The organism is Thiomicrorhabdus sp. (genome assembly GCF_963662555.1).
In the GTDB taxonomy this organism is placed as follows: domain Bacteria; phylum Pseudomonadota; class Gammaproteobacteria; order Thiomicrospirales; family Thiomicrospiraceae; genus Thiomicrorhabdus.
Genome location: NZ_OY759719.1, coordinates 1858193 through 1885168 on the forward strand (window position 1 = coordinate 1858193; position 26976 = coordinate 1885168).

The following is a 26976-nucleotide window of genomic DNA, read 5'->3' on the forward strand; positions in this document are numbered from 1 at the left end:
TCCTAATAATATATTAGGATACTCGGACCAGCTACTTAGGACTTGGAGAATCACTTCAATTTTTGTGCACTTTTTTGGGCGTGCGGAAGTTAATGTGCAAAGTGTACCACCGTAATTTTAAAATTAAAGGGGTTGCGCCACTTTTATAGATAGAAATAAAGCAATGCTGTACAAATTTTTCTTATAGCCAACTGGCTGTTATCGCTTATGCCTAAAACCAAAACCATAAGGAAATATTCTTTACAGCATCTAGAACAACTTAAACAATTCTTTTATTGCACCCAGAGATTAAAAAATAAACATGAGATGTTTCATTGCCTTAGCAATCGATACTGATGCAACAACACAGCTCGCTGCTAAAATACAACAACTAAAACTTCATCCCTGGTCAGAGGGGATTCGCTGGTTTTTACCACAAAACTTTCACATCACCTTACAATTTCTTGGCGGCCATTTAGAAAATAATAAAGTTCAAGAAATACAATCCTCAATGAACGATTGGGTAAATAAAGAAATTTCAGCATTCCAACTTCAACTAAATAAAATTGAACTTTTTCCTAATTCAGATTCAGCACACACCTTGATTGCGAGCGTTAAAAAAAATCAAGAACTACAAATTTTGGTAAATAATTTATGGATTGATACCCAAAAAATTGGTCTCAGAAAAGCAAATCAAGAATTCATACCTCACATTAGTCTAGGAAGAATCTACAAACAAACTGACTTAAGCAAAATAATTATCCCTCGAACGCTTGCAAGCTGTGAAAACATTTGGCTAAATGTCAACGCAGTTACCCTTTACCAAAGTGAACTAACTGCAACAGCACCAGTTTATACTAAAATTAAAAGCATTCAGCTACCACAATAAAGAAGTAGAGTCATGAACGTAAGCCAAGCCATTACCCAGAGACAATCAACCCGAGCTTTTACACCTCAACACGTTGATATTCAAACCATTAAATCCATCTTGGAGATTGCTAAACATGCTCCATCTGGCGTAAATATGCAGCCCTGGCAAGTGGTCGTTGTTCAGGGGCAACGTAAAGAAGAAATCTCGCAAAAAATGATTAAAGCGTTTAGAGCAAAAGAAACAGAAACGATGGACTATCATTATTACCCCACTACATGGATACAGCCTTATAAAAGCCGACGAGTTGAAACGGGTACAAAGCTTTATCAAGCCTTAAATATTCAGCGAGAAGATAAAGAAAAACGTCTTGCACAATGGGAAGCCAACTATCGTTCTTTTGATGCTCCAGTTATGTTGCTGTTCTTTATAGATGAAAGCTTAGAAACCGGTTCCTATTTAGATTACGGAATGTTTTTACAAAATATTATGCTATTAGCAGAAGAATATGGTCTTGCAACTTGCCCTCAAGGTGCATTAGCTGAATTCCCGAGTATTATTAAACAAGCGTTTAATATCGAAAAAACTAAAAAACTAATTGGTGGGATGGCTTTAGGCTATAAAGATGTAAACCACCCTGTAAACCAATACCGAACAGATAGAATTGAACTTGACGAATTTTGTACGTTTTATGAATAAAAACATTGAGTAAACAGATTAAATCAAGTTTAGTTAAGAAAGTCATATAGAGAGAGTTATATAGAGAGAGTTATATAGGGAATTAATAACACCTAGATTAAAGAAAAAATTTAGGTTTATAACTCTTTTTTAAACGCTATCTTTTTTAAACGCTATTTAGAACACCTAAGTAAATTGGCATACCAAGAAGCAAAATTTTTTGCATTCTCTTGCAAATAAGATTCAATTTCACTATCGCTAGAATCTTGCATTCCAAGTGCAAGTTTAACCAAAAATCTAAGCTGAATAATACTCTCTTTCGAAAGGTGAGATCCCAAAGTAATCTGAGATAATTTGGTTAAAATTAACGCATTTAACAAAATTTCCCATTGGTCTTCGGTTAATGAAAATGCATGACTATATTTGTCAGCCAATTTCTTTAGACGGAACTCAACTATAGAGTCAAGATTCTCTTTAACGTACAAATCTTGTGCTGCCGTTCTTAAAGACAACGGCAGCGAATTCATAAAATAGGTTTCAACTATTGCCGCCACTAAATTAATCCATTCGATATTTGAAATTGATAAAGCGTGCAAAGCCCAGTTACTTTTTCAAGCTGACGTCGTTCAATTTCTAGCTCTAAATATTTTTGATCTTGAGGGTCTGGAAACTCAAAATAGAACGCATTATGTTCACCCTTTTTTTGAACATTGGTTGCACAGCGTGCTAAGGTTGATTTTACGGTCATAATACGTCCAGAATCGCTTAAACAGATATAAGATTTTAAAGGTCTACCTGGTAAAAAACGTTTTTGATACAGAGCTGAAAAACCACCCGCACTAATTCTGACATCTTGCACTTTCCACGCCTGAGGGTTTTCTCGCAAATAATAATCCAGGTTCATTTCTTGAAAAACAGCACAAAAATTATCCACTAATTTATGCATGTAATTTATAGATTGGACCAAAGGGATTTTATGAAATGATGGTTGACTAAATTTTTGGGTCATTTCATCAATTTTAAAAGACTCAGTGATAGGTTCAAAGCAATGATAGCTTTTGGATGTTGACCTATGCAGTGTAACTAATAGTAACCGATAAAAATGAGTAAGTTTTTTTTCGACTTCTAAAAAATATTGGAAGGTTTTAGGAGCTGGCTCTTCTAGGGTTTTTATACGTCCAATCGATTTTAGATTGTTCATGATTTGCTGAGAAAAGCTTTCATCAAGCAATGGATTTTTACCCAATGATATTTGTTTTACAGCCTCCCCCAAGATTTCGGCTGAATCTATCACTTGCAAAAAAACAGGCTGCAAAATCTCTTTTTGCTCTTGAATATGATTTACCCAATGCAAAAGTTGCTGGTGATTTTGTCGAATTTTTTTATTAACACTATTTGGAAAATAGTCGATTCCTAAAGCAAAAATTTCTTTATCAACAATAGGTGCTGCCGATGTAATAAATATTTTTACAGGCATATCTATTCGACTAAATCGCCTTAATTCATTTTTATCAAACCAAAATGCCACTCATCAGCCTACTTATAAGTTATTCATTAATATTATTTTAGCAACACTAAGCAACTATTAAGAAATTATTAAGCAATAATTATGACAAAGTGCTTAATAAAATAATTAAACAACCACTTCTGGCTTCCAACCCTGTGCATTTAATGTCTCAATCAACTCATCATCAGGAAAATACTGATTTTCACCCATCGTTTTCATCTGAGCCGTTGCTAAGTCATTTGTATAATCAACCACCAATGGCAAGCCATTCTCAGTTTGATAAGCACTTAACAAACTTTTTAACTCAAAAATCTTATTGTTGTTAAGTGTAGTCTCTGTCGTATTTACATTAAGTTTTATAGCACGACACTTTTCTACTCGTGCTTCAGCCAAGCTCACTACTTGTTCAGCATCTAACTTAATGCCTCCATTAAAGGTGTCTTCACTTACTTCCCCCTGAACAATCACTACCATATCAGCTTTAATGGTGTCTTTAATGGCTTCGTAAACTGCTGGACGCATAACCACTTCTAACCTGGCCGTTTTATCATCTAAAGCCATAAAGCCCATTCTTGAACCATTTTTAGTAGTTTTATTTCTTAACTCTACAACTAAACCAGCTGCCGAGACTTTCTTCCATTTTTCTGGGCGTAAACTCGCTAATTTAGTTGGAATTAGGGTTGATAATTCTTTCTGATATAAATCAATTGGATGACCAGTAATATATAAACCTAACGTCTCTTTTTCACCGGCTAAACGGAGTTTTTGTGGCATTTCAGGTACATCTAATAATTTAGATTCGCCCGATTCAGCAACAGAAAGCATATCCCCAAATAAATCGTTTTGACCTACTTCATCATTTTTATGCTGTTGTTCCGCTTGCTTTAACGCCATTGGAATACTTTGTAACATAGCGTTGCGGTTATCGTGTAACTCATCAAACGCCCCCGAGCGTACCAAGGCTTCTAACACTCGTTTATTGGCTTTTTTACCAGCACGCAAACAAAAATCAAACAGATCAGTATAAGCACCATTGGCTTCACGCTCTTCAATTGCACCTTCAAGAGCCGCCCCACCTACGCCTTTTATACCACCTAAACCATAATTGACCGTGCGTTCACCATAGGGTTTAAAATGAATTTGCCCAGTATTAATATTTGGCTGCAATACGCTTAAGCCCATTGCATAGCACTCATTTACCATATGTACCACTTTTTCAGTGTTATCCATATCAGATGAAATCTGAGCAGCCATAAATTCTGCTGGGAAATGCGTTTTTAGCCAAGCGGATTGATATGAAACCAAAGCATAAGCAGCAGAGTGAGATTTGTTAAAACCGTAACCGGCAAATTTTTCAACCAAGTCAAAGATTTTCATGGCTAGTTCGCCATCCACACCAATACTAATGGCTCCATCTTTGAAAACCGAACGTTGCTTAGCCATCTCTTCAGGTTTTTTCTTACCCATGGCACGACGTAACATGTCGGCACCACCAAGTGTATAACCAGCAAGAATCTGAGCTATTTGCATAACCTGTTCTTGGTACAAAATAACACCGTAGGTTGGAGACAACGTCTCTTTTAATGACTCATGTTGCCATTGTGCATCTGGGTATGAAACTTTTTCTCGGCCATGTTTACGGGCAATAAAGTTATCAACCATTCCCGATTCAAGTGGCCCCGGTCTAAACAGAGCTACCAAGGCGATAATATCTTCAAAACAGTCAGGTCTTAGCTTAACAATTAAGCTTTGCATTCCACTTGATTCAAGCTGAAACACCCCGGTTGTTTTACCCGTTTGAATCAAATCAAAGGTTGGCTTATCGTCTAATGGAATACGAGCAATATCCACAAACCCTTCATCGCCAGGTTTTTTATTACCATTTATAGACTGCAATGCCCAATCAATAATGGTTAAGGTACGTAAGCCCAAGAAGTCAAACTTTACCAGGCCGGCATATTCAACATCATTTTTATCTAACTGGGTAACCACACTTGAACCATCTGGTTCGCATAATATTGGGCAAAAGTGGTCAAGAGGCTTAGGACCAATAACAACACCACCCGCATGTTTACCCGTGTTACGAACAGTACCTTCTAGCTTTAATGCAAGTTCGAGTAGTTGACGTGCGTCTTCATCGTTATCGTACTTATTTTGTAGCTCTTCTTCTTTCTCAAGAGCCTCTGCCAACTTAATACCTAACTCATTTGGAATCAGCTTTGCAATCCCATCAACAACGCCGTAACCAAGTCCTAATACACGCCCAACATCTCGCACTACCGCTTTAGCGGCCATGGTTCCATAAGTCACGATTTGCGACACATGGTCACGACCATAGTGACGAGATACGTAGTCGATTACCTCATCGCGGCGATCCATACAGAAATCAACGTCAAAATCGGGCATGGAGACACGTTCAGGGTTTAAGAAACGTTCAAAAAGTAAATCATATTGAATAGGATCTAAATCGGTAATTTTTAGAGCATAAGCCACTAATGAACCTGCACCAGAACCACGTCCAGGACCAACGGGTATTTGATGATTTTTACCCCATTGAATGAAGTCGGCAACAATCAAAAAGTACCCAGGGAATCCCATTTGTAAAATAATATCTAGCTCAAACTTAATTCGGGCATAGTACTCTTCATGTTTTCTGGCAAACTCTTCTTTTGATAAGTGACCAAACAAAAATTCCAAACGTTCATCCAAACCTTTATGACTCTCTTCAATAAAGAATTCGTCGATTGTCATACCCTCTGGAACTGGGAAGTCTGGTAAAAAATAGGTTCCAAGAGTTAGGTCTAAATTACATCGTTTTGCAACTTCTACCGTATTCTCAATGGCTTCAGGAATATCAGAAAACAGCTCAACCATCTCTTCAGTGGTTTTAAAATATTGTTCTTCTGAATAACGTTTTGGTCGATTTTGATCTTCTAAGATATAGCCATCATGAATACAGGTTCTTACTTCATGTGCTTCAAAGTCTTCTGGCTTGGCAAAACGCACATCGTTTGTGGCTACAACAGGAACTTCATATCTAATTGCCACATCAATTGCTTTGGCAATATAGTTTTCTTCGTTTTCTCTTTTGGTTCTCACCAATTCAATATAAAAACGATCTGCAAAATGGGTTAACCACCACTTCATTCTATTGGCGACGAGATTTGGCTTCTCCGCCAATAAAGCAACACCAATATCGCCCTCTCTTGCTCCAGAAAGTACAATTAAACCATCATTAAATTCTGCCAACCACTCACGTTTAATCAAGGCTTCCATGTGGTTGTTATAAAGCTTTTGGTTGTGTAAATAACTTTGAGAAATTAAATGAGAAAGATTTAAGTAACCCTGTGGATTTTGACAAAGCAGCACCGCTTTAAATACTTCACCATTGTCATCTTCAATAAAGATATCCGCACCAATAATAGGCTTAATCCCCGCCCCCATTGCGGCACCATAATATTTAACCAGTGCAAATAAATTACTCTTATCGGTTAATGCCATGGCTGGCTGTTCGCAACCTTTAATAAGAGAAATCAGGGGTTTTATTCCAAGCGTACTATCTACAACAGAGTACTCAGAGTGAACATGTAGGTGAACAAATTGGTTCATAAAAGAGGGTCAACTTTGCTTTTTATTTTTATTTTTGAACGATTTACCAGGCCTGGTAAAAACTTAAAGAAGTACATTTAGCATATCTAAATACTTTGTAACAACAATACAAATGCTAGGCAAGCATGATATGTAACCATGCAAAGTAGCTACCTAAAATTTTTTCTAATTTAAGCAGTTCAAAATAGGTTGTGTTTTTAATTGTGATATTCTATCGCATATTACAAATATATCGGCGATTAGTTGCCGCAAATAATCACTATTAAGTTAAAAACATTCATATGACAACCCCGCAAAACGCTGTACCCTTTTGGCTTGATACTCAACCGGTATTTTTTCCACCAAGCCACTTAGCCATGACCGAGCCTGACGGTTTGTTAGCAGTGGGTGGAGACTTAACCCCAGAATGGTTATTGATGGCTTACAGCAAAGGGATATTTCCGTGGTTTAATCCAGGCGAACCTATTCTTTGGTGGTCACCCAATCCAAGAAGCGTGCTGTTTATTGATGAATTTAAAATCAGTAAAAGTTTACGAAAAACCATAAAAAAACATCTAAAGTCTAACCTCTTAAAGGTCACCTTTGACCAAAACTTTAGTGATGTAATGCAAGCGTGTTCAGAGGTTCCTAGAGAAGGTCAAAATGGCACCTGGATTACAGATGACATGCTTAAGGCTTACACCTCTTTACATAATGCAGGTCATGCTCATTCAGTTGAGGTTTGGTTTGATAATGAATTGGTTGGGGGTCTTTATGGCGTAAGCATTGGCAAGATGTTTTATGGCGAATCCATGTTTAGCAAAATGACAGACTCTTCAAAAATTGCTTTAACAGCTCTGGCAATGCAACTTAAACAATGGGGTTTTAAGGTGATTGACACTCAAGTTGAAACCCCTCACCTAAATAGTTTGGGGGCTCAATTAATATCTAGAGAGAGCTTTGAAGCTCTAATAAACGAACTCACTCAACAAGCTTTTGCACCTGGAAAATGGACCTTATCTGAAAACTGGCCCGATTTAATTGTTAACTCTTAATGTAAACATCACTCTCATATTAATTATTCTTAATAAATCATCATTTCATAAATAATCATTAAATAAATCATCAAGCCTATTAGGATTTCTTCTTTTCTTGTTTCTGTCGCACAATGTAGAATGAATCTATAGCCTTACTAAGTACGTCTCATTTCACAAACTTTTAGAAACATACGTTTTTAGTAACATGCACTTTTAAGTAATAAGAGGTCTTGATGTATAACCACCCAAGTAATCGACCCCGCTTTTTAAGTTTAACTGCGTTTAAGTTTCCGTTAAATGCCAAACTCTCAGCTTTGCACCGCATAACGGGGCTTATGTTGATTGTCAGCTTACTTGGCTATTTGGCCTTATTTCATTTAATCCTATTTCATCCAAACGTCACAATGACAAGTGTCTTTAGCCACTGTATACATAAAATACTGTTTGTATTTTTCTGGTCATCGATAACTTTTCACTGGTTAACCGGTTTACGCCACATATTGGCACAACATTTCACCCACCCCAGTTCCTACAAAAGAATTAATGGTTTTGTTGTTAGCTATATCATCATAGCTGTATGGTTGCTAATTACTTTATGGATTTTTTACCAGGCCTGGTCAAGAAGTTATCTATGAAAACACTAACTGTATTTGGATTAAAACTCACTGGTGTCACAGCTCATAAATGGCAAACCTACAGTGCACTATATCTACTGTTTTTTTTCCCTTACTTTGCATTGAAAATCTCGAATATAACCATTGTTCACTCCACCCAAATAAGTGATGTACTAAATACACTTTTTACTCCAATCTTTACCTTTAGCAGTTTGATTGCATGCATGTTTATCTTAATACACGCCTGGGTTGGTTTAAGAGACATCATGATTGATTATTTACCACAAAATACAGTACAAATTTGGCTACAACTTTATGCCCTGTTTTTACTACTGATTGCGGCGGATTTACTGTTTTTAATAATCCATTTTTTATAAATCATTCTTTATAGATCACTTTTAAAGACTTCTAAAAACTGATACCACAACTAGTTAACAAGTAAGTAAATAACTAAATTAACAACTAGGTTATAGCAACCAATAGTTAAAAGAGCACTAAGATAATGACCAAATGTAAAGATAACGGTAAAGATAACGACCAACTTAATCAGCTACCAAGCCAAACATTTGATGCGGTAATTATCGGTGCTGGCGGAGCTGGTTTACGTGCCGCTTTACAACTGACAAATGAGATGAAATCCACAATTAAAATAGCCGTGGTCTCTAAGGTGTTTCCTACTCGCTCACATACAGTAGCTGCCCAAGGTGGAATTAATGCCGCCTTAGGTAACGTAACACCTGACAACTGGCAATGGCACATGTATGACACGATTAAAGGCAGCGACTATTTAGGTGATCAAGACGCTATTGAATTTATGTGTAAAGAAGCGGCAGAAATTGTTAGAGAGCTTGAACATTATGGAGTGCCCTTCTCTAGGCTAGAAAACGGCAAAATTTATCAACGTGCTTTTGGTGGGCAAAGTCAAAACTTTGGAGAAGACCAGGCCTATAGAACATGTGCTGCCGCTGACCGCACAGGTCATGCTATTTTGCATTCACTTTATCAACAAAATATTCGCCAAGGTACCATCATATTTGAAGAGCATTATGCGATTGACTTGATTAAAGACATCCAAGGCGATATTTGTGGCGTTGTGATTATGAATATTCACAATGGTGAATATCAAATACTTAACAGTCAACACATCATCCTTGCAACCGGAGGTGCTGGGCAAATCTTTAGAACCAATACCAATGCGAGCATTAATACCGGCGATGGCTTAGGCATGGTTTTACGTGCTGGTTATCCTTTGCAGGACATGGAGTTTTGGCAGTTTCATCCAACTGGTGTTGCCGGTAAAGGCATGTTAATTTCAGAAGCGGCTCGTGGTGAAGGTGGCGTGCTAAGAAACGCGAATGGTGAAGCCTTTATGGGTAAATACGCACCACATGTTAAAGACCTCGCCTCTCGCGATGTGGTTTCTAGAGCCATTGCTATTGAAGTCAATGAAGGCCGTGGCTGTGGTCCAAATAAAGATTATGTATTACTTGACCTAACACATCTAGATGAACAAACAATCAAAGAGCGTTTACCTGGAATTAGGGATATTAGCCTAACCTTTATGGGCATTGATCCGATTGAAAAAGCCGTGCCCATTTTTCCCACCTGCCATTATATGATGGGAGGCATTCCAACCAACCTAAAGGGTCAAGTTATTAGCCAAGATAAAGAAGGTAACGCTGTAATTATTAATGGCTTATACGCCATTGGTGAATGTGCTTGTGTATCAGTTCACGGAGCTAACCGTTTAGGTGGTAATTCTTTGCTAGACATTATTGTATTTGGTCGTAAAGCAGCACGAACCGTTTTAGAACAAATACAGCAAACGAACTCAACTAAAGAGATGGATATTCACTCTTTAGAAAGCATACTAAAACGCATTAATAGATGGACAACACCGAGCAATCCAATACCTACCTCAAAAACCAACCATGACAGCGTAAGTTTAATAAAACAAGATTTGCAAAAAATCATGGAGCAAGGATGCAGTGTTTTTAGAGATGAGAGCACAATGCAACAAGCATTAGACAAACTCCCTGCTATTGAAGCCCGTTTAAAAACAGTGAACTTAACAGATGCCAGTGATATTTTTAATCTAGAAAGACTTTCTGCTTTTGAACTTGAGAACTTGATTGATATCGCTTATGCAACCGTAGTATCAGCATTAGCTCGTAAAGAGAGTCGAGGTGCACATTCTCGTATTGATTATCAACAACGAGATGACCAGGCCTGGTTAAAACACAGCTTGTATTTTAAACAAGCTCATAGATTAAGTTATAAACCAGTCAATTTTTCACCCAAAACTCACGCCCCTTTTGAACCAAAAGAACGTGTGTATTGAATATTGATAAAAAGGATGGTTATGCAACTGATTATTAGCCGCTTTAATCCAGAAAACGACACTACCCCTTACGATCAAACCTATCACATTGACGATGAGTTAATTGCCGACGATATGATGTTACTAGGTTTATTGCAGTTGGTTCGCGAACAAGACCCAACGTTGGGTTTTCGCTCCTCATGCCAAGAAGGCGTTTGTGGTTCCGATGGGATGAACGTAAATGGAAAAAACCATTTAAGCTGCATAACACGTGTATCAGAGTTATCACAACCGATTGTCATTAAACCTTTACCAGGCCTGCCAATTATTAAAGATTTAATCATTGATATGGCGTTATTTTATAGCCAATACAAAATAGTAGAACCCTATTTACAAACCAGTGATTTAGACCCAAATCATGAACATTTACAATCTCCAGAACAAAGAGCACAGCTTGATGGCAGTTATGAGTGCATTTTATGCGGTTGCTGCTCAACCGCTTGCCCCTCTTTTTGGTGGAACCCAAATCAATTTGCAGGCCCAGCGGCCCTATTAGCCGCCCAACGTTTTGTGGTCGATTCTAGAGACATTAAACATATTGATCGCATTACACAACTAGATAACCCAAACACGGTGTTTCGCTGTAGGCATATTCAAAACTGTACTGACGCCTGTCCAAAAGGTCTTAACCCAAGTAGAGCGATTCAAGAATTAAAATCCATTATGGTTAAAGAGTTATAACTTGATTACAAGCCAAATGGTTTGCAAAAGATTACAAAAAATTTTTAAAAAGTTTTTAAAAAACTCTAAAAAAGAAAATAGGCTAAAAAAAGTGAATAATAAGAATCAAGCAAAAACTGGCCACATTGTTAGAGATTCAAGCCATGAATGGTCTTTTGAGGTATGGAAAAAACAAGCATTATTCCTTTGTAAAAGAGGAAATTTAGAAACAGAATTACTCTTAAAAAACTATATTAATTCTATAAAAATCTCATTACCTATTGATAATAATAACAAAAATATAAAACAAAAAACTCAACTCATTGATCAACTGTTTTTAGAATCAGAACAAAACCTATTCCATTGGCTACTCAATAGCCAACCTAGTTCAACCAACCCGGTTTTAGACGTACCAGAGCACTATCTTCAATTAATTACCGAAATAAGAGATAATTATTTGAAATAAAACAAATAAATTTGTTATAATCCGCGCACAATTTTTTATAGAAAGGGTTTAAACAAGCATATGGCAAAACAAGACGTAATTGAATTCGACGGTGTCGTTCTAGAAACTTTACCGAACACAATGTTTAAGGTAGAACTAGAAAATGGTCACCAAATTTTGGCACACATCTCTGGACGTATGCGTAAAAACTATATCCGAATTCTTGCTGGTGACGCTGTAAAAGTTGAGCTGACTCCTTACGACCTAACCAAAGGACGTATCACTTACCGTGGTAAATAAACCCGGTAAGTTGAGAAATTAAAAACCTTTCTAAATAAAAAACCCTTAGTAACATCTGCTACTAAGGGTTTTTTATTATCTATACTTTATGTTCTGAACTTTTATTAACTAGATTTTATTATTATTGCTTTTACCAGGCGCGCCTGCCTGCGGGGATGCAGTAAAAGTAAAAAACATAATCAACTTAATAAGTTACTTGATCAACACTTAAACTTATCTAACTTAATCTCATACTTTCTTAAATTATATTTTTTCAAAAGTAAGCACGTCATCTTTGCAGTCAATAAACACTTCACCACCATGCTGTAAATCACCAAACAGTAATTTTTCAGCCAATGGTTGTTTGACCTTTTCTTGAATCAAACGCTCCATTGGGCGAGCTCCCATCAATGGATCATAACCATTTTTGGCTAACCAATGACGAGCTGCATCGCTTAACTTAACCGTCACTTTTTTATCGGCTAAAGCGTTTTCTAAACCATAGATAAACTTATTCACTACCGATTCCATAGATTCTTCAGATAAACGATTAAACTGAATAACGGCATCTAAACGGTTACGGAATTCTGGAGTAAAGACTTTTTTAAGTTCTGCATCAAAGTCCATAGTATGGTCTTGCACAGTAAAGCCCATGCTGGCACGAGCCATCTGCTCCGCACCCACATTAGAGGTCATAATCAAAGTAACGTTTCTAAAGTCAGCTTTACGGCCGTTATTGTCGGTTAAAGTTCCGTGGTCCATCACTTGCAGTAACAAGTTAAAGACATCTGGATGTGCCTTTTCTATTTCATCTAATAAAACGACGGCATGAGGGTTTTTAGCGACCGCTTCCGTTAATAAACCACCTTGGTCATAACCAACATAACCAGGAGGAGCCCCAATTAAACGAGACACCGTGTGGCGTTCCATATACTCAGACATATCAAAACGTAACATCTCAACACCCATGTGGTTAGCTAACTGTTGACTCAGCTCTGTTTTACCCACACCAGTTGGCCCTGCAAATAAAAATGAGGCGGTTGGTTTATTAGGGTTATTTAATCCAGAACGAGCTAAATGAATAGCCGCAGTCACTTTCTCTACCGCATGGTTTTGACCAAATACGACACGCTTTAAATCAGCCTCTAAATCAAACAGTTTGTCTTTCTCTTTTTGAGTAATCTGCGACACAGGAATACGTGCAATACTGGCAACAACCTGTTGAATTTCATGAACACCAATCTGTTTTTTACGCTTACTTACCACGCTTAAAACTTGTTTTGCACCCGCTTCATCAATAACATCAATCGCTTTGTCTGGTAACTGTCTATCAGTGATATATCGTGCCGATAATGCCACCGCTTCTTTTAAGGCTGGTAATGTGTATTTGATATTGTGATGTTCTTCGTATTTTGACTTTAAGCCTTTTAAAATCTCAAAAGCTTCTTGCTGACTAGGCTCTTTTACATCCACTTTTTGGAAGCGACGAGCTAAGGCACGATCTTTTTCAAAGACACCACGATACTCTTCATAGGTCGTTGCACCCAAGCAACGTAACCTACCTGATGATAATGATGGTTTCATTAGATTAGAAGCATCCATTGCCCCACCTTGCACAGCACCAGCCCCAATTACCGTATGAATTTCATCAATAAATAAAATAGCGTGCGGTAGCTCTTCTAACGCTTTAAGTAACGCTTTAAAGCGTTTTTCAAAATCACCACGGTAACGCGTACCTGCTAATAAAGCCCCCATATCTAAGCTGTAAACCACTGCATCAGCTAAACTCTCAGGCACTTTGTTATGAACAATTTGATACGCTAAACCTTCTGCTACGGCGGTTTTTCCAACCCCTGGCTCACCCACTAATAGCGGATTATTTTTACGGCGACGACTTAATACCTCAAGCGTACGATTAAGCTCCCATTCTCGGCCAATAATCGGGTCGATCTTACCTAGATTTACTTCTTCATTTAAATTGGTAGCGTAGCTTTCTAAAGGTGATTTTTTAGCTTCACCACCAGATTGCATTTGTTCTTCATCACCATCATTATTGGTAGCAGGCAAATAATCTTCACTCTCTGCGGCCGTCACCCCATGCGATAAAAAGCTTAAAACATCAACACGCTCTACACCGTTACTTTCAAGTAAAAACACCGCTTGCGAATCTTGTTCTGCGTAAAGTGATGCTAAAACATGCACCGCGGTGACTTCTGGGTAGCCATTAGATTGCACCAAGTAAATAGCACGCTCAATCACTCGCTGGAAACTCATAGTAGGCTGCAATTCATCAGGTTTGCGGCTTACCATTTCAGATTCTAGAAAACGCTCTAAGCCCTCTTCAATAGCAACCACATCGGCACCACAGGCGTTTACCACCTCTTGCACCGCTGGTACACCTAATAATTCAAGCAATAGGTGCTCAAGCGTTACAAATTCATGTTCATACTCATGTGCCACGCTAAATGCGTTGCTAAGGGTCATTTGCAATTCTTTACTTAACATTCTTAGGCAACCTCTAATTGACACATTAATGGGTGTTTATTTTGACGAGAATAACTATTTACCTGCTGCACTTTCATTTCAGCAATTTCACGGCTAAAAACGCCGCATACACCTTTACCATCATGATGAACTGCCAACATCACTGCATTGGCTTTAAGCTCATCCATACCAAAAAAGCGTTGTAAAACCTCTACCACAAACTCCATTGGCGTGTAATCATCATTTAACAACACCACCTGGTATTTTTTTGGCGGTTTCACTTTAGGTTTAGCGGTTTCTAGTAATAAATTACCATCATCATATTCAGGTGAATAAGGCATCTGTTCTCATTAATTCCGTACTATCTATGGTTAAGTACCACCATAGATTTGATTAAATTGTTTGTTTATAACTATTCTACATCAAAGCAAAAACAGTTCCGTAAAAGCTTATTATTAGTTTCCACTTTTACTCAATCTTTTATAAATGCTTCCTAAGAGTGAAAATGAATTAATAATCTTTTATAAAAAATGCAATGACAAAACTTAACATAGCTTATTGTCAATGGATGTTTATATTCAATATGGGATAAGCCCTATTTTTCAAGTAAGTCATAAAATAAAAAACTAACAAATAACCTGAAACCAACAGATATTAATAACTTCTAGCAACATTAGATAAATCCATTGATTATTTCTAGCAAAAATTTAAACCACTCATCTTAAAGGGTTTTAATGACTTTTACGCCCATTTAATGCATAATACGCCCCTTAAATTTAACACACCTTACAAAGGATGATTCTTATGAGCGTAGAGCAAGCTTTAATGAGCCGTAGCGGCAACAAATGTGAACTATGTGGTTCAGAACACGATTTATCTGTTTTTGAAGTAGCTCCAAGTGACGGCTCAGAAGAACAATCTGTATTGGTTTGTGGCACATGCAAATCACAAATAGAAAACCCAGAAACAATGGATGCAAATCACTGGCGTTGTTTAAATGACAGCATGTGGTCACCAACACCTGCAGTGCAAGTACTTTCTTATAGAATGTTACACGCTTTACGTGCAGAAGGTTGGCCGCAAGATCTTTTAGACATGATGTACCTAGACGATGATATGAAAGCCTGGGCTGATGCTGGTCTAGCAGATGAAGATGACGACACAACACCTACTAAAGACAGCAACGGCACAATTTTAAATGAAGGTGATGACGTTACGCTGATTAAAGACTTAGATGTTAAAGGTGCTAACTTTACTGCTAAGCGCGGAACGCTTGTTAAAAACATTCATTTAACAGATAACCCTTTACACATTGAAGGCAAAGTAAACGGTACACAAATTGTATTGGTTTCTGCCTTCTTGAAAAAAGCATAATTCACTTTTAACGATAAAACTCATTCAATTGGGTCTTGTTAAAATATAAAAGCCGTATTAATTCAGATTTTCTAAATTAATACGGCTTTTTTGTTTGGGAATTCAATCTTCTTTGCTACTCGAAGAAGCTTGAGCACTTTGAGAATTTGGAGAATTATCAGATTCAATATTTGACTCATTCACTGCCTCGCGATCCGCTTTTGCAATATATGGTTCTTTATTTTTTGGGAATCTTTTTGCTTTAGCTTGTTTTAACTTCTTCTCAAATTTTTGCCTGATTTTCTTCTGTCGATTCATAATTTTGTCCTAATTCATCACTTATTTCATGTTTTTCAATACAATTAAGAGCGATTTTAGAGCAAAACCTCCTCAATAATGGTGGAATTGTGTAAAATTTACCGCACAAATTTTTAAATGCATTTTTTAATGGAGCAAAAGTAATGGGAAGAGCCTTTCAAAACCGCAAAGAATCCATGGCAAAAACCTCGGATCAAAAAGCCAAGGTATATAGTAAATACAGCCGTGAGATCTATGTTTGTGCCAAATCTGGTGGCGTTGAAACGGAAGGTAACCTTGCTTTACAAGGTTTGATTGATAGAGCAAAGAAAGACCAAGTTCCTGCACACGTTATTGAAAAAGCCATTGAAAAAGCCAAAGGTGGTGGCGGTGAAGATTTCTCACCTGCACGTTATGAAGGTTACGGCCCTGGCAATACCATGGTAATTATAGAGTGTTTAACTGATAACCCTAACCGTACATTTGGTGATGTGCGTCACTGCTTTACAAAAACCAACTGCAAAATTGGTACTCAAGGCAGCGTGGCCCACATGTTTGACCACTCAGCCATTTTAGTTTTTGCAGGTGACGATGAAGAAGCGGCATTAGAAGCTCTAATGATGGCCGATGTTGATGTAACTGATATTGAAGCAGAAGACGGAAAGATTACCGTATTTGCCCCTCACACAGAATATGCAAAAGCTAAAAATGCCTTAAAAGATGCATTTGAAGGTATTGAGTTTGAGGTTGATGAAATTCAGTTTATTCCTCAAATGACCAAAACGATTGAGGGTGAAGATCTAGAGATGTTTGAAAAGTTTATCAACTTGCTTGAAGATTTAGATGACGTCCAAAAAGTCTATTACGACGCCGAATTCTAAAAACAGTTTCTAAAGAATTAAATTCTTAAATGATCGCATATCAAATAAAATCGATCATTTAAGAAAATGTATTCAAAAGAATCATGTCAAAACAATACTAAATCCATTATTATCTATACGTGTTTATCAAATTAACTCTAGTTAAATTACGTAATTAAGTTACAATTTATAAAAAAGTAAGTTAAAACAAAACATGTATAAATCAAGCCACAACATAGGTCAAAACTTAATTCGAGAACTCGAATCCATTCTTAATGACATTCATCGTTATTCTGACATGGTGAATCAACATGTAATCACTTCATCAACAGATATAAATGGCATTATTACAAATGCTAGTGAAGCATTTTGTAAAAGTCTAGGCTATTCAGATTTTGAGCTTATCGGTAAACACTTTTCCTATATTAAACACCCTAATACACCAGCTTCAATTTTTTCAGCCATCTGGAAAACCATTGAATTAGGCAAATCTTGGAAAGGTGAGATTCAAATATCAAAGAAAAACAATGAAGCCTATTGGGTAGATATGAATATAGACCCAATAAAAAATAGTACTGGGCAAATAACTGGCTATCTATTTATAAAACATGATATTACTGACCACAAAAGAATTGAAAGCCTAACCATTACCGATGAGTTAACCGGGGCTTATAACCGACGTTTTTATAACCAATCATTGCCTAAAGAAATTGATCGTGCCAGACGTGAAAGTCATTTTTTATGTTTAATGATGATGGACGTAGATAACTTCAAAAAATACAACGATACCTATGGGCATCAAGCCGGTGATGAAGTACTAAAAGAGATTGTTACTTCCGCTCAAGCATGTTTTCAGCGTGCTGGTGACTTTGTATTTAGACTGGGAGGTGAAGAATTTGCGGTATTATTTAGCGTAGATGAATCCCAAAAAGCACGTTTAATTGCGGAACGTTGCCGTAGAGTAATACAAGAAAAAAGTATAGAACACTCTGGTAACGATCCATATTTTGCAATTACTGTGTCAGTTGGAATTATGATCTTAGACCCCAAAAACACCTACATTACCGAAGAAATTTATAAATATGCTGACGAGGCTTTATACGCTGCCAAACGTAATGGACGAAATTGCGTGGTGGTTCACGAAACCGATAACGATATAGAGTTTTTTTAAAGCTATATTTTTAATTTTATTTACACATCAAGTTCTCATATCTAAACATAGATAATCGCGAACTATTTACTGCTCCAAAAACGTATTACAAACCAATTCGCAATCACCCTTATCTGTTGTCACATAAGCTGATTCTCCAGAAATAGTTACCGACATTTCGGTAGTTCTATCTACCAGGCCTGCTAATTTTTGAATTTGTTTATTATCGAAATAATAAAAACTTGCTTTTAACTTACTAAATTTAGCCTCGCCCTGCTTCCACCAAACTTCGGCCTTACTATTAAAGCTATACACTTTAACCTCACGTGCTAACGTTGTGGCTTTTTTCACTCTATCAAATGCTGGCTCACCAATATCTATCCATAACATGAGTTGGTCATCTAATGTTCTTACCCAAATATCTGGATCTTCAATTGAGCTTAGACCTTTGGTGAAATCTAAAAACTCTTGGTAATTCCAGCAATATGCCATCACTCTTGCCATCATCCGTTCCACATTTTCAGATGGATGCATAGCAACCGTTAAGGCCATAGAATCATATAGATCACGGTTCATATCAGAAAGTGAAATTCGGAATTTATAAATAGTTGGTTTTAATGCCACAGAAATTTGCCTTTTAATAAGCTTAATGAGTAAAGAATGAATAAAGATTGGCTGCGTAGTTTAGCAGAGAAATACCTTAATACTATTTTTAGGTTGCATAAGTCACTATGGATGTAGAGAATAGAGTAAACTCGAAACACGCGTATTTGTTTCTAACTCCTACCCCGTTCAACGACGAACGCACAACCAAAATTGCCTTATATTATTAAAATAAATATCACTAAGAGAAATCATTATGTCATTAATTGATCAACTTGCTATTGTCCTACATACCGTCAGTGCTGTACTTTGGGTAGGAGGTATTTTTTTAGCTTATCGTGTTTTAAGACCCGCAGCGATGACCCTTGAACCACCTGTACGTTTAAACTTGTGGGTTAACGTATTCAGTCGTTTTTTCCCATGGGTTTGGCTATTTATTGTTTTATTAGTCGTAACAGGCTATTGGGACTGGTACGCACGTTTTGGTGATTTAGAAGTGACTCCACTTTATATTCATGCCATGCACATAGTTGGTTGGGTCATGATTATTTTATTTGCCTGGCTCTATTTTGTACCTTTTGCCAAATTTAAAACGTTAGTTAGCCAACAATCTTACCCCGATGCAGGTGCAATAATGAATAACCAAATGCGACCTGTTATTGCAATTAACTTAACATTAGGGGTTGTTGAAGCAATTATTGGTACATCGGGTCCTTTTTGGGGAGGGTAAATTTCTATTAAAAAACCTTTGTTAAAAAGCCTTTATTAAGAAGCCTTTGTTAAAAACCCTCTGTTACGAACCCTATTTTAAAAATCTAATGTTGAGAACCTGGTTTTGAAACTTTCTAAACACCCGTAAAAAGTTAATTTCAGGTACTCAACCATTTCAGAAATAGAACCTTTAAAAACAACCGAATGGTTGTTTTTTTGCATTTGATAGTCGTACATTGGGTCTTCGTATTCAACCAAAAGAGATTTTATCCAGACCTGGTATTTTTCTGTTGAGTTTTGATTTAACTGAGCTTGTATAGCAAAATCAAATTGGCTCATTACTCTCTGATAACGCTCTCACCCCCAGCTGATTTTTAAACATTCATATAACTCTTCATACAAATCTATTTTGAAATAAAACCATATTGTTAACTTTTTGTGAGGACTTTTAAGTCTCGTATTTTCATAATGAGCCTGAAACTCAAATAAGGAGCCATTATGAACACTCAATTTTTTAAATATAAATATATAAACCTAATCAAAAGTACCATTTTAATTACAGCCTTTAGTTCTTTTTCTGCCTTTGCTGGCGATATGCCAAAACCTACCGCTAATGGAATTGAATTTCCTGCCGGTTATCAAGATTGGTCTATTGTTTCTGTGACACATCGAGAAGACAATAAATCAATTCGTACTGTAATTGGCAATCCTGCGGCTATCCAAGCAATAAAAGAAGGTAAAACAAATCCTTGGCCTAATGGTGCTGTTTTAGGTAAATTGGTTTGGAAAGACGCGATAGATGAACATTGGAAAACAGCAACTATCCCTGGTAAATTTATTCATGCTGAATTTATGTTTAAAGATACCGATAAGTGGGCACAAACTGGTGGCTGGGGCTGGGCACGATGGGTTGGATTAGAACAAACACCTTTTGGCAACACGGCAAAAGCAGCACAAGATTCGTGTATTGCCTGTCATACACCTGTTAAAAATCAAGACTGGGTTTTTCATAAACCAGCGATAATGCCGGCTCGTGTAGAAATAAAATAATTAATAGAAAAACGATCAAACTATCTAACTAATATAATGAATTCAATATAACAACTGATGTTATATTGAATTTCTTTAAAATCTATTCTTATTATTTAGGTCCATTTATATTATGCAAGGGTGTTTTCATTCCATTATTCTTGAAGATGATACAGACATTGCTCAACTTATCTCTCTGCAAGTAAAATCACTTGATGGCAGTGCCTACCTTGCTAACAACATAGAATCTGCTACAACCTATTCAAATTCACATGCTAAGGACTTATTTATACTCGACTTATCGTTACCAGATGGTGATGGATTAACATTTTGTAAAACCATAAGAGAACATGACCAGACCACACCTATATTAATTATTAGTGCTCGTTCTAATGAAGTGGATCGTGTAAAAGGTTTAGAACTGGGTGCAGATGACTATCTAAGTAAACCTTTTGGTCTAGCCGAGTTAAAAGCAAGAATTAAAGCGCTTTTAAGACGCTCAAAAAATTCTGACATAATCAAACCTATTCAAGAAAATATCACTCTTGGTAACTTAACTATCACGCCTAAAAAACACCGTGTATGCCTCAATGATAAGGTGATCACTTTAACGGTTAAAGAATTTGAGCTACTCACTTTATTTGCATTAAATCCAAACCAAATATTTAACCGCAATGAGCTATTAAATACCATTTGGGGTGTGGATTATATTGGCTACGAACATACTGTTAACTCTCATTTAAATCGTTTAAGAAAAAAAATTGAAGTGGACGCTAATACACCTAAAATTATTGAAACTATTTGGGGTATCGGTTACAGGTTAAACAGCCAATCGTTAGAAAATACATCCATATGATTCAACTCACTAAATCTAAACTTATCAAACAATATACGCTTTATTTTGCTCTTATATTTACATTAATGGGAGTAATGTACTTTGCAATTAGTATGAGTATTTCAAAGTACTATTTAGAGCAAGTACAAACCAAATTACACATCAATATTGCTACAACGATTATTCAAGATTTCAAAATCATTGAAAAACAAAAACTTGATTCAAACGCAATAAAAGCAGCCTTTAATCGTTACATGTTGCTAAACCCACACTTAGAGCTCTATTTGCTTGATTCAAAAGGGAATATTATTGATTATTCAGCGGACCCTAAAAAAATTAAACGACAAAAAGTCAGCTTGCAACCCATTAACTATTTTTTAAGCCATCAACCTTTAAAAAGCTTTCCAATGGGGGATGACCCTAGACAGGCGAATCATACAGAACCCTTTTCTGTTGCTCCATTACCTAATGGCGGTTTTTTATACGTCATTATTCAAAGCCAAATTGAAAAAGAAGCTAACAGACAATTACAAGAAAGTATTTTGCTAAAAGTCAGTGCTGTAGCTTTTGTCGTTAGTGCAATTATTGGATTTATCTTAGGTGGACTGTTGTTTTTTCATTTGACCAAAAGAATTAACGATTTGTCATATAGCGTAACGACTTTTTCAAAAAATCGCCAAATCCCGATACCACCACCCAAAAAACTCCGTGATGAATTAGATCAATTACATTTGGATATTATGACAATGTCTAACGAATTAACCGAGCAAATGGAGCACCTTAGTCGTATTGATCAAAACCGTCGTTTTATGATTTCAAGCCTATCTCATGACCTTAGAACTCCATTAACCAATTTATTAGGTTACATAGAGCAAACCATGCAAAACTATGATGATAACAACCTAAAAACAGCCTATCAAAACGGCATTAAACTTAAGCATTACTTAGATCAAATATTTGAATTTTCAAAACTAGAGCTTCCACAAAAAGCACTAAATAGACAAGAACTATCGGTTAATGAGTTTTGTAATGATATTTATATAGAGTATAAAAATAATAATCCATCTAGGGATTTTAAATTACAGTTTGACGGATTATTTATCTATAAATTTGACGCTAACCAACTTGAACGGGCCGTATGCAACTTACTGGATAATGCCATAAAATACGGTACGGAAGATATTTGTTTAGCCTGTGCAATGACTGAACAATGGCTAGAGATATCCATTTGCAATACAGGGGTTCAAGCTTTTATATTGCCAGATCTACAAAAAGAATTTCTGTTACAACCAGATAATCTATTTAATCTTAAAACTCAAGCAGAGCAATCACATAATCCCCTTCCTAATTACTCTGGATTAGGGTTAACTATTGTGCATTCCATTGTTGAAAAACATAACGGACAACTTGTCTATCGACGTAAAGAAAATAGTAACTGTTTTGTGATTAGACTACCCATGTAGCCTAGTAACCTAGTTCTCTAGTTGTCTAGTAACTTTGTAGGTAGTTTTTTATAAATAACTGCCTACAGTCAAAACAACTAAAACTAATTTTTAACATTTTCGTCGTTAAGATACTCAACAACCTCTTTAACACTTCCTTTAAAGACAACTGCATGGTTATTTTTTTGCATTTGATAGTCGTACATTGGGTCGTAGTATTCGGCTAAAAGAGTTTTTATCCAGGCCTGGTGTTCTTCTGTTGAGTTTTGATTTAACTGAGCTTGCATAGCAAAATCAAATTGGCTCATGACTCTCTGATAACGCTCACCACCCAACCGTTTTTGAATACGTTGCATAGCGGCACGCATAAAGTCTTCCCATTCTGCAATATTGTTATACTCGGCTTGTGCCTCAATAACATACTCATCCAATGTAATCGCAACACGCTCATCCATGGGAGTATCTACCACCACTCTTGAACCGCTTTTAAAGCATTCAAACAGTTCTTTAGAAAAGTTTACCGAGCCAATATTACGCCCTTCATCTTCAATCACTAACTGTTTAGGTTGTTTTTCCATAAAACGAATCAAGGCCATAGCTAGATTGTTTTCAAAATTAATTTGTGTAGGTTGTGGTGTGGCGTGACGCCCAAAGGCCGAACCTCGATGATGAGCCAGACCTTCTAAATCAATGGCATTGTTTAATTTATGAATTGCCAAGGTTTTACCTGAACCTGTTCTACCTGCTAACACAATCGGTTTTACATTTTGTTGATTTACCAGGCCTGGTAAATTATCTAAGTAATCAATTAAATAACGTCTAAAGGCTTTATAACCACCTTTTAACCGCACTATTTCACGCCCAGCATCTTGCAACCATTGTTGCGAAATTTTTGAGCGCATACCACCTCTAAAACAGTAGAGTAATGCAGTTGGATTCGCATCCATAAACTCAATCCAAGACTGTACTCTTGGTTCACGGGTTTGCTCATTAACCAACTTATGCCCCAACTCTACTGCTGCGGCATTGCCATTTTGTTTATAACAAAGCCCTACTTTTTGGCGTTCGTCATCATTCATTAATGGCAAATTAGTCGCAGAGTTAAATGCCCCCTGAATAAATTCTACTGGAGCACGCACGTCAATTAATGGCGTTTGATTTAGTACAATCGATTTAAAATCATCGGTCTGTGGCAGATCATTTGTAAACTCAGTAATCTGAACCGTCATTAAATGACCTCAACCACATGAGATTGCGAATCTGCGGCAACGGTCTTTCCAATAGGTTGCAAATCTAAACCATGCTGAGCTGCAACCGCTTTAAATTCCGCTACCGCATCTTTACGAACTGCCGCTAATAAACCACCCGATGTTTGTGGATCACACAAAATCATTTTTTTAGTTTCATTCAACACTCCTTCAGCAGGAGAGACTTTATGACCATAACTTGCATAGTTACGGCCTGTTCCACCAGGCGTACAACCTTGTTGTAAATAGTTTAAAACGTGCGGCAAAATAGGCACTTTATCAAACTCAACTTGTGCGGCAATACCACTGCCCTCACAAATTTCTATTAAGTGACCTAAAATGCCAAAACCTGTTACATCGGTTAACGCAGTTACACCATCAATTTGGGCAAAATCTGCCCCTGGTTTATTCAAAGTTGTCATGGCTTCAATAGCCATTTCAAGATGTTCTGGTTGAATTTTTTTCTGTTTTTGAGCAGTGGTTAAAATACCAATACCAACCGGTTTGGTTAAAAACAACTCGCAATCCGCTTCTGCTGATGCATTCTTTTTAAGGTGTTTATTTTCAACAATCCCCGTGACGGCTAATCCAAAAATAGGTTCTGGTGCATCAATAGAGTGACCACCCGCCAATGGAATTCCCGCAGCTTCACAAGTTGCTCGCCCACCTTCAATCACTTGCTGACCCACTTCGGCAGGCAAAATATCAATAGGCCAGCCAAAAATTGCAATCGCCATAAGCGGCTTACCGCCCATAGCGTAAATATCACTAATGGCATTTGTAGCGGCAATTTTCCCAAAGGTAAACGGGTCATCGACAATCGGCATAAAGAAGTCAGTCGTACTTAAAACCGAAGTCCCATTACCCAAATCATAGGCTGCGGCATCATCTTTCGTGCTATTGCCAACCAATAAATTAGGGTTAGGCACAATATTCATTGATGTCTTTAAAATGCTGTCTAACACCATTGGCGAAATTTTACAGCCACAACCTGCACCATGACTGTATTCAGTCAATTTAATGGATTGCGAAGCTGAGTCATTATTGGTTGTGTTTTGCATGTAAATTTTCCTAAGTTTAAATCTGTTTTATGGTTTTACCCTGTGCTCACATAAGAAAAATGGCCACAGGACATACCAGGCCTGGTTAAATATTTAATTCTGTGTATTTTTTTATAAAACTAATATTTAAATTGATTTCTATCTGTTGATTTTTATTTGCTGATTTCTATCTTAGGGACTTAGCCATGTTGCATTTTTAAAATTTCAGCTACATTGATAGGATCAGGATAACGTGCAAACTCGGTTTCTTTCTCGGCAATCGCCACCATAGACATTCTGTCGGCAAGTTCATTGCCTTCTACCCCAACGTGACCATTCACATGCAGTACTTGAATTTTATCTTTTAAAGTTTGATGCAAAGCAAACATAGCTTTAATCAACTCTAAATTTTTAATTTCACCGCCAGATTTTTTCCAGCCTTTCTTTTCCCAACCAACAGCCCATTGAGTAACACATTGAATAGAATATTTTGAATCGCATAAAATGGCGACTGAATGCCCAAGTTGAACTTCTTTTTTTGCCATCATCAACGCTTGATGTAAGGCGTTTAACTCAGCCGTATTATTGGTACCCATTGGGTTGTACAAACCATACCAAAGTTCCGCAATTTTGTTATTGCGATAAACCGCCATACCTGAACCTGCTTGACCTGGATTAGGATCGCAACCACCATCGGTAAACATCTTAACATCCAAATTCATGGCATCAATTTCAGCAGCCGTATAGGTTTTAATGCCATTTGCAGCTGGTTTCTTTTTTACTGAAGATTGAGTTTTTGAAGTTGTCTTTGAATTTGACGTTGAAAAAGTGGCTTTTCCGCCAAAGGCTTGCTCCGCTTCTGCTTGGGTTGGAAACGATTTATACTTTGCCCCTGCAAACTTATCTACCTGGGCTTTACAGCTATTCCAATCGGTGTAAATTCCAGGTTGTCTTCCCGCCCAAACCACATAATATTTTTTTGCCATCTGTTTTTATCTTTTTATTTTTTTGTTTGTTTTATTTTCTAATATTCTATTCTTCTAAAGCTTCTTTTAAACGTTCCTGGCGTTTTTGCTCTTCTTCTAAAGCCGCTTTTATTTCTAACATAACTGCATCCACATCGGCTTCTTGCTCAACCTCGTCAAAATATCCTGTTAACTTGGTATCTTCGGTTAATTCGCCCGCTTCAAATAAAGCCCAAATTTCTTTGGCATATTGGGTCTGTTTTAACTCTGGAGCGTATTGGGCATAGTAGTTGGTCATATTATCAATATCACGCGTTAGCATGCGTTTTGCATTGTTATTGGCCGCCGCATTAACCGCTTGAGGTAAGTCAATAATCACCGGGCCATATTCATCAACCAATACATTAAACTCTGATAAATCACCGTGAATTAATCCAACCGATAACATCAACATTACATAATGCATAATTTCAGCATGATCTTCTATTGCCTGCTCTTTTGACATAGACACATCATTTAAGCGTGGAGCCACATCACCGTCTTCATCGGTTATCAGTTCCATCAACAGAACACCATCAAAACAACCATAAGGTTCTGGGACTCTTACTCCTGCTTGAGCTAATTTATAAAGTGCATCAACTTCAGCATTCTGCCAAATATCTTCTTGTTGCTGACGACCAAACTTTGAACCCTTTTGCATGGCTCTAGCACGGCGACTGTTTTTGACTTTGCGGCCTTCTTGATACTCCACGGCCTTTTTAAAACTACGTTTACTCGCCTCTTTATAGACTTTGGCACAACGAATTTCATCACCACAACGCACCATAAAAACGTCAGCTTCTTTACCACTCATTAATCGACGAATCACTTCATCGACCAGGCCATCTTCTACTAAAGGAAGAATTCTCTCAGGGGTTTTCATAAT

The 26976-nt window shown here is 37.0% G+C and carries 28 protein-coding genes; 16 read left to right on the plus strand and 12 right to left on the minus strand.

What is annotated here, in order from left to right:
- Nucleotides 1-301 precede the first annotated feature (301 nt).
- Together thpR and ACORJQ_RS08215 are read left to right on the plus strand one after the other, a co-directional pair.
- Nucleotides 302-868, plus strand: a complete 567-nt coding sequence (gene thpR / locus ACORJQ_RS08210; RefSeq protein WP_321323564.1) for an RNA 2',3'-cyclic phosphodiesterase — start codon at nucleotides 302-304, stop codon at nucleotides 866-868.
- A gap of 12 nt (nucleotides 869-880) precedes the next feature.
- Nucleotides 881-1546: a nitroreductase gene (locus ACORJQ_RS08215; protein WP_321323566.1), complete on the plus strand. Its 666-nt coding sequence runs from the start codon at nucleotides 881-883 to the stop codon at nucleotides 1544-1546.
- 152 nt (nucleotides 1547-1698) lie between these two features.
- Here the strand turns inward: ACORJQ_RS08215 and ACORJQ_RS08220 are convergent, their stop codons facing one another.
- The 3 genes from ACORJQ_RS08220 to dnaE all read right to left on the minus strand — a co-directional run bounded on the left by ACORJQ_RS08220 (nucleotide 1699) and on the right by dnaE (nucleotide 6641).
- The gene (locus tag ACORJQ_RS08220; RefSeq protein WP_321323568.1) at nucleotides 1699-2079 is read right to left on the minus strand and encodes a hypothetical protein; all 381 of its coding nucleotides are present in this window, start codon (nucleotides 2077-2079) and stop codon (nucleotides 1699-1701) included.
- Entirely contained in the window at nucleotides 2079-3053 is a 975-nt protein-coding gene (locus ACORJQ_RS08225) for a hypothetical protein (protein ID WP_321323570.1), read from the minus strand. The genes ACORJQ_RS08220 and ACORJQ_RS08225 overlap by 1 nt, the downstream gene beginning before the upstream one ends.
- 105 nt (nucleotides 3054-3158) lie before the next feature.
- Nucleotides 3159-6641 carry a DNA polymerase III subunit alpha gene (gene dnaE / locus ACORJQ_RS08230; RefSeq protein WP_321323572.1) on the minus strand — a complete coding sequence of 1161 codons (3483 nt, stop codon included), beginning with the start codon at nucleotides 6639-6641 and terminating at the stop codon, nucleotides 3159-3161.
- Between the two features lie 281 nt (nucleotides 6642-6922).
- Here dnaE and aat point away from each other — a divergent pair, with 281 nt between their 5' ends.
- The 7 genes from aat to infA all read left to right on the plus strand — a co-directional run bounded on the left by aat (nucleotide 6923) and on the right by infA (nucleotide 12056).
- The gene (aat, locus tag ACORJQ_RS08235; RefSeq protein WP_321323574.1) at nucleotides 6923-7675 is read left to right on the plus strand and encodes a leucyl/phenylalanyl-tRNA--protein transferase; all 753 of its coding nucleotides are present in this window, start codon (nucleotides 6923-6925) and stop codon (nucleotides 7673-7675) included.
- Between the two features lie 215 nt (nucleotides 7676-7890).
- Nucleotides 7891-8292, plus strand: coding sequence for a succinate dehydrogenase, cytochrome b556 subunit (gene sdhC, locus ACORJQ_RS08240; RefSeq protein WP_420719555.1), 402 nt, complete (start codon nucleotides 7891-7893; stop codon nucleotides 8290-8292).
- Complete coding sequence (sdhD, locus tag ACORJQ_RS08245) at nucleotides 8289-8648, plus strand: succinate dehydrogenase, hydrophobic membrane anchor protein (RefSeq protein ID WP_321323575.1); 360 nt, start codon at nucleotides 8289-8291, stop codon at nucleotides 8646-8648. Before sdhC ends, sdhD begins: the two co-directional genes overlap by 4 nt.
- A gap of 125 nt (nucleotides 8649-8773) precedes the next feature.
- The gene (gene sdhA / locus ACORJQ_RS08250; RefSeq protein WP_321323577.1) at nucleotides 8774-10612 is read left to right on the plus strand and encodes a succinate dehydrogenase flavoprotein subunit; all 1839 of its coding nucleotides are present in this window, start codon (nucleotides 8774-8776) and stop codon (nucleotides 10610-10612) included.
- Nucleotides 10613-10627: 15 nt separating this feature from the next.
- Nucleotides 10628-11332 carry a succinate dehydrogenase iron-sulfur subunit gene (locus ACORJQ_RS08255; protein ID WP_321323579.1) on the plus strand — a complete coding sequence of 235 codons (705 nt, stop codon included), beginning with the start codon at nucleotides 10628-10630 and terminating at the stop codon, nucleotides 11330-11332.
- Nucleotide 11333: 1 nt separating this feature from the next.
- Nucleotides 11334-11777, plus strand: coding sequence for an Sdh5/SDHAF2/SdhE family assembly factor (locus ACORJQ_RS08260; protein WP_321323581.1), 444 nt, complete (start codon nucleotides 11334-11336; stop codon nucleotides 11775-11777).
- Nucleotides 11778-11837: 60 nt separating this feature from the next.
- Nucleotides 11838-12056, plus strand: a complete 219-nt coding sequence (gene infA / locus ACORJQ_RS08265) for a translation initiation factor IF-1 (protein WP_029407455.1) — start codon at nucleotides 11838-11840, stop codon at nucleotides 12054-12056.
- A 243-nt stretch (nucleotides 12057-12299) separates the two neighbouring features.
- Here infA and clpA read toward each other — a convergent pair whose 3' ends face one another.
- Both clpA and clpS read right to left on the minus strand, forming a co-directional pair.
- On the minus strand, nucleotides 12300-14540 hold the full coding sequence (gene clpA, locus ACORJQ_RS08270) for an ATP-dependent Clp protease ATP-binding subunit ClpA (RefSeq protein WP_321323584.1): 2241 nt from the start codon (nucleotides 14538-14540) through the stop codon (nucleotides 12300-12302).
- Nucleotides 14541-14542: 2 nt separating this feature from the next.
- Nucleotides 14543-14860, minus strand: a complete 318-nt coding sequence (gene clpS / locus ACORJQ_RS08275) for an ATP-dependent Clp protease adapter ClpS (RefSeq protein ID WP_321323585.1) — start codon at nucleotides 14858-14860, stop codon at nucleotides 14543-14545.
- Between the two features lie 463 nt (nucleotides 14861-15323).
- Between clpS and ACORJQ_RS08280 the strand changes: the two genes are divergently transcribed.
- Nucleotides 15324-15893 (plus strand): PhnA domain-containing protein, encoded by a 570-nt coding sequence (locus ACORJQ_RS08280; RefSeq protein ID WP_321323587.1) that lies wholly within the window; start codon nucleotides 15324-15326, stop codon nucleotides 15891-15893.
- A 102-nt stretch (nucleotides 15894-15995) separates the two neighbouring features.
- Here ACORJQ_RS08280 and ACORJQ_RS08285 read toward each other — a convergent pair whose 3' ends face one another.
- Entirely contained in the window at nucleotides 15996-16190 is a 195-nt protein-coding gene (locus ACORJQ_RS08285; RefSeq protein ID WP_321323589.1) for a DUF2986 domain-containing protein, read from the minus strand.
- Between the two features lie 143 nt (nucleotides 16191-16333).
- Here ACORJQ_RS08285 and ACORJQ_RS08290 point away from each other — a divergent pair, with 143 nt between their 5' ends.
- Nucleotides 16334-17050 carry a YebC/PmpR family DNA-binding transcriptional regulator gene (locus ACORJQ_RS08290; protein ID WP_321323591.1) on the plus strand — a complete coding sequence of 239 codons (717 nt, stop codon included), beginning with the start codon at nucleotides 16334-16336 and terminating at the stop codon, nucleotides 17048-17050.
- A gap of 193 nt (nucleotides 17051-17243) precedes the next feature.
- Entirely contained in the window at nucleotides 17244-18200 is a 957-nt protein-coding gene (locus ACORJQ_RS08295; RefSeq protein WP_321323593.1) for a sensor domain-containing diguanylate cyclase, read from the plus strand.
- Nucleotides 18201-18266: 66 nt separating this feature from the next.
- Here the strand turns inward: ACORJQ_RS08295 and ACORJQ_RS08300 are convergent, their stop codons facing one another.
- Nucleotides 18267-18803, minus strand: a complete 537-nt coding sequence (locus ACORJQ_RS08300; protein WP_321323595.1) for a YaeQ family protein — start codon at nucleotides 18801-18803, stop codon at nucleotides 18267-18269.
- A 235-nt stretch (nucleotides 18804-19038) separates the two neighbouring features.
- On the opposite strand from ACORJQ_RS08300, the gene ACORJQ_RS08305 reads away from it, so the two are divergent.
- Nucleotides 19039-19512, plus strand: coding sequence for a CopD family protein (locus ACORJQ_RS08305; protein ID WP_321323597.1), 474 nt, complete (start codon nucleotides 19039-19041; stop codon nucleotides 19510-19512).
- Nucleotides 19513-19589: 77 nt separating this feature from the next.
- On the opposite strand, the gene ACORJQ_RS08310 is transcribed toward ACORJQ_RS08305, so the two are convergent.
- Entirely contained in the window at nucleotides 19590-19832 is a 243-nt protein-coding gene (locus ACORJQ_RS08310) for a hypothetical protein (RefSeq protein ID WP_321323598.1), read from the minus strand.
- A 159-nt stretch (nucleotides 19833-19991) separates the two neighbouring features.
- Between ACORJQ_RS08310 and ACORJQ_RS08315 the strand changes: the two genes are divergently transcribed.
- From ACORJQ_RS08315 to ACORJQ_RS08325, 3 genes are all read left to right on the plus strand, one after another.
- Nucleotides 19992-20543, plus strand: a complete 552-nt coding sequence (locus tag ACORJQ_RS08315) for a cytochrome P460 family protein (RefSeq protein WP_321323600.1) — start codon at nucleotides 19992-19994, stop codon at nucleotides 20541-20543.
- 112 nt (nucleotides 20544-20655) lie between these two features.
- Complete coding sequence (locus ACORJQ_RS08320) at nucleotides 20656-21378, plus strand: response regulator transcription factor (RefSeq protein WP_321323602.1); 723 nt, start codon at nucleotides 20656-20658, stop codon at nucleotides 21376-21378.
- The gene (locus tag ACORJQ_RS08325; protein WP_321323604.1) at nucleotides 21375-22820 is read left to right on the plus strand and encodes a sensor histidine kinase; all 1446 of its coding nucleotides are present in this window, start codon (nucleotides 21375-21377) and stop codon (nucleotides 22818-22820) included. Before ACORJQ_RS08320 ends, ACORJQ_RS08325 begins: the two co-directional genes overlap by 4 nt.
- An 83-nt stretch (nucleotides 22821-22903) precedes the next feature.
- Here ACORJQ_RS08325 and mnmH read toward each other — a convergent pair whose 3' ends face one another.
- From mnmH to ACORJQ_RS08345, 4 genes are all read right to left on the minus strand, one after another.
- A complete protein-coding gene (gene mnmH, locus ACORJQ_RS08330; RefSeq protein ID WP_321323606.1) occupies nucleotides 22904-24028 on the minus strand; it encodes a tRNA 2-selenouridine(34) synthase MnmH in 1125 nt (374 codons plus the stop codon).
- Complete coding sequence (selD, locus tag ACORJQ_RS08335) at nucleotides 24028-25107, minus strand: selenide, water dikinase SelD (protein WP_321323608.1); 1080 nt, start codon at nucleotides 25105-25107, stop codon at nucleotides 24028-24030. Before selD ends, mnmH begins: the two co-directional genes overlap by 1 nt.
- A gap of 179 nt (nucleotides 25108-25286) precedes the next feature.
- Complete coding sequence (locus ACORJQ_RS08340) at nucleotides 25287-26072, minus strand: ribonuclease H1 domain-containing protein (protein WP_321323610.1); 786 nt, start codon at nucleotides 26070-26072, stop codon at nucleotides 25287-25289.
- A gap of 46 nt (nucleotides 26073-26118) precedes the next feature.
- Nucleotides 26119-26973, minus strand: coding sequence for a PA4780 family RIO1-like protein kinase (locus ACORJQ_RS08345; RefSeq protein WP_321323612.1), 855 nt, complete (start codon nucleotides 26971-26973; stop codon nucleotides 26119-26121).
- Nucleotides 26974-26976: the final 3 nt, after the last annotated feature.

What these genes read in the sequence shown, in the direction of transcription:
- thpR (WP_321323564.1), top strand. Translation starts at nt 302, where the DNA reads ATGAGATGTTTCATTGCCTTAGCAATCGATACTGATGCAACAACACAG.
- ACORJQ_RS08215 (WP_321323566.1), top strand. Translation starts at nt 881, where the DNA reads ATGAACGTAAGCCAAGCCATTACCCAGAGACAATCAACCCGAGCTTTT.
- dnaE (WP_321323572.1), bottom strand. Translation starts at nt 6,641, where the DNA reads ATGAACCAATTTGTTCACCTACATGTTCACTCTGAGTACTCTGTTGTA.
- aat (WP_321323574.1), top strand. Translation starts at nt 6,923, where the DNA reads ATGACAACCCCGCAAAACGCTGTACCCTTTTGGCTTGATACTCAACCG.
- sdhC (WP_420719555.1), top strand. Translation starts at nt 7,891, where the DNA reads ATGTATAACCACCCAAGTAATCGACCCCGCTTTTTAAGTTTAACTGCG.
- sdhD (WP_321323575.1), top strand. Translation starts at nt 8,289, where the DNA reads ATGAAAACACTAACTGTATTTGGATTAAAACTCACTGGTGTCACAGCT.
- sdhA (WP_321323577.1), top strand. Translation starts at nt 8,774, where the DNA reads ATGACCAAATGTAAAGATAACGGTAAAGATAACGACCAACTTAATCAG.
- ACORJQ_RS08255 (WP_321323579.1), top strand. Translation starts at nt 10,628, where the DNA reads ATGGTTATGCAACTGATTATTAGCCGCTTTAATCCAGAAAACGACACT.
- infA (WP_029407455.1), top strand. Translation starts at nt 11,838, where the DNA reads ATGGCAAAACAAGACGTAATTGAATTCGACGGTGTCGTTCTAGAAACT.
- clpA (WP_321323584.1), bottom strand. Translation starts at nt 14,540, where the DNA reads ATGTTAAGTAAAGAATTGCAAATGACCCTTAGCAACGCATTTAGCGTG.
- clpS (WP_321323585.1), bottom strand. Translation starts at nt 14,860, where the DNA reads ATGCCTTATTCACCTGAATATGATGATGGTAATTTATTACTAGAAACC.
- ACORJQ_RS08280 (WP_321323587.1), top strand. Translation starts at nt 15,324, where the DNA reads ATGAGCGTAGAGCAAGCTTTAATGAGCCGTAGCGGCAACAAATGTGAA.
- ACORJQ_RS08285 (WP_321323589.1), bottom strand. Translation starts at nt 16,190, where the DNA reads ATGAATCGACAGAAGAAAATCAGGCAAAAATTTGAGAAGAAGTTAAAA.
- ACORJQ_RS08290 (WP_321323591.1), top strand. Translation starts at nt 16,334, where the DNA reads ATGGGAAGAGCCTTTCAAAACCGCAAAGAATCCATGGCAAAAACCTCG.
- ACORJQ_RS08295 (WP_321323593.1), top strand. Translation starts at nt 17,244, where the DNA reads ATGTATAAATCAAGCCACAACATAGGTCAAAACTTAATTCGAGAACTC.
- ACORJQ_RS08305 (WP_321323597.1), top strand. Translation starts at nt 19,039, where the DNA reads ATGTCATTAATTGATCAACTTGCTATTGTCCTACATACCGTCAGTGCT.
- ACORJQ_RS08310 (WP_321323598.1), bottom strand. Translation starts at nt 19,832, where the DNA reads ATGAGCCAATTTGATTTTGCTATACAAGCTCAGTTAAATCAAAACTCA.
- ACORJQ_RS08315 (WP_321323600.1), top strand. Translation starts at nt 19,992, where the DNA reads ATGAACACTCAATTTTTTAAATATAAATATATAAACCTAATCAAAAGT.
- ACORJQ_RS08320 (WP_321323602.1), top strand. Translation starts at nt 20,656, where the DNA reads ATGCAAGGGTGTTTTCATTCCATTATTCTTGAAGATGATACAGACATT.
- ACORJQ_RS08325 (WP_321323604.1), top strand. Translation starts at nt 21,375, where the DNA reads ATGATTCAACTCACTAAATCTAAACTTATCAAACAATATACGCTTTAT.
- mnmH (WP_321323606.1), bottom strand. Translation starts at nt 24,028, where the DNA reads ATGACGGTTCAGATTACTGAGTTTACAAATGATCTGCCACAGACCGAT.
- selD (WP_321323608.1), bottom strand. Translation starts at nt 25,107, where the DNA reads ATGCAAAACACAACCAATAATGACTCAGCTTCGCAATCCATTAAATTG.
- ACORJQ_RS08340 (WP_321323610.1), bottom strand. Translation starts at nt 26,072, where the DNA reads ATGGCAAAAAAATATTATGTGGTTTGGGCGGGAAGACAACCTGGAATT.
- ACORJQ_RS08345 (WP_321323612.1), bottom strand. Translation starts at nt 26,973, where the DNA reads ATGAAAACCCCTGAGAGAATTCTTCCTTTAGTAGAAGATGGCCTGGTC.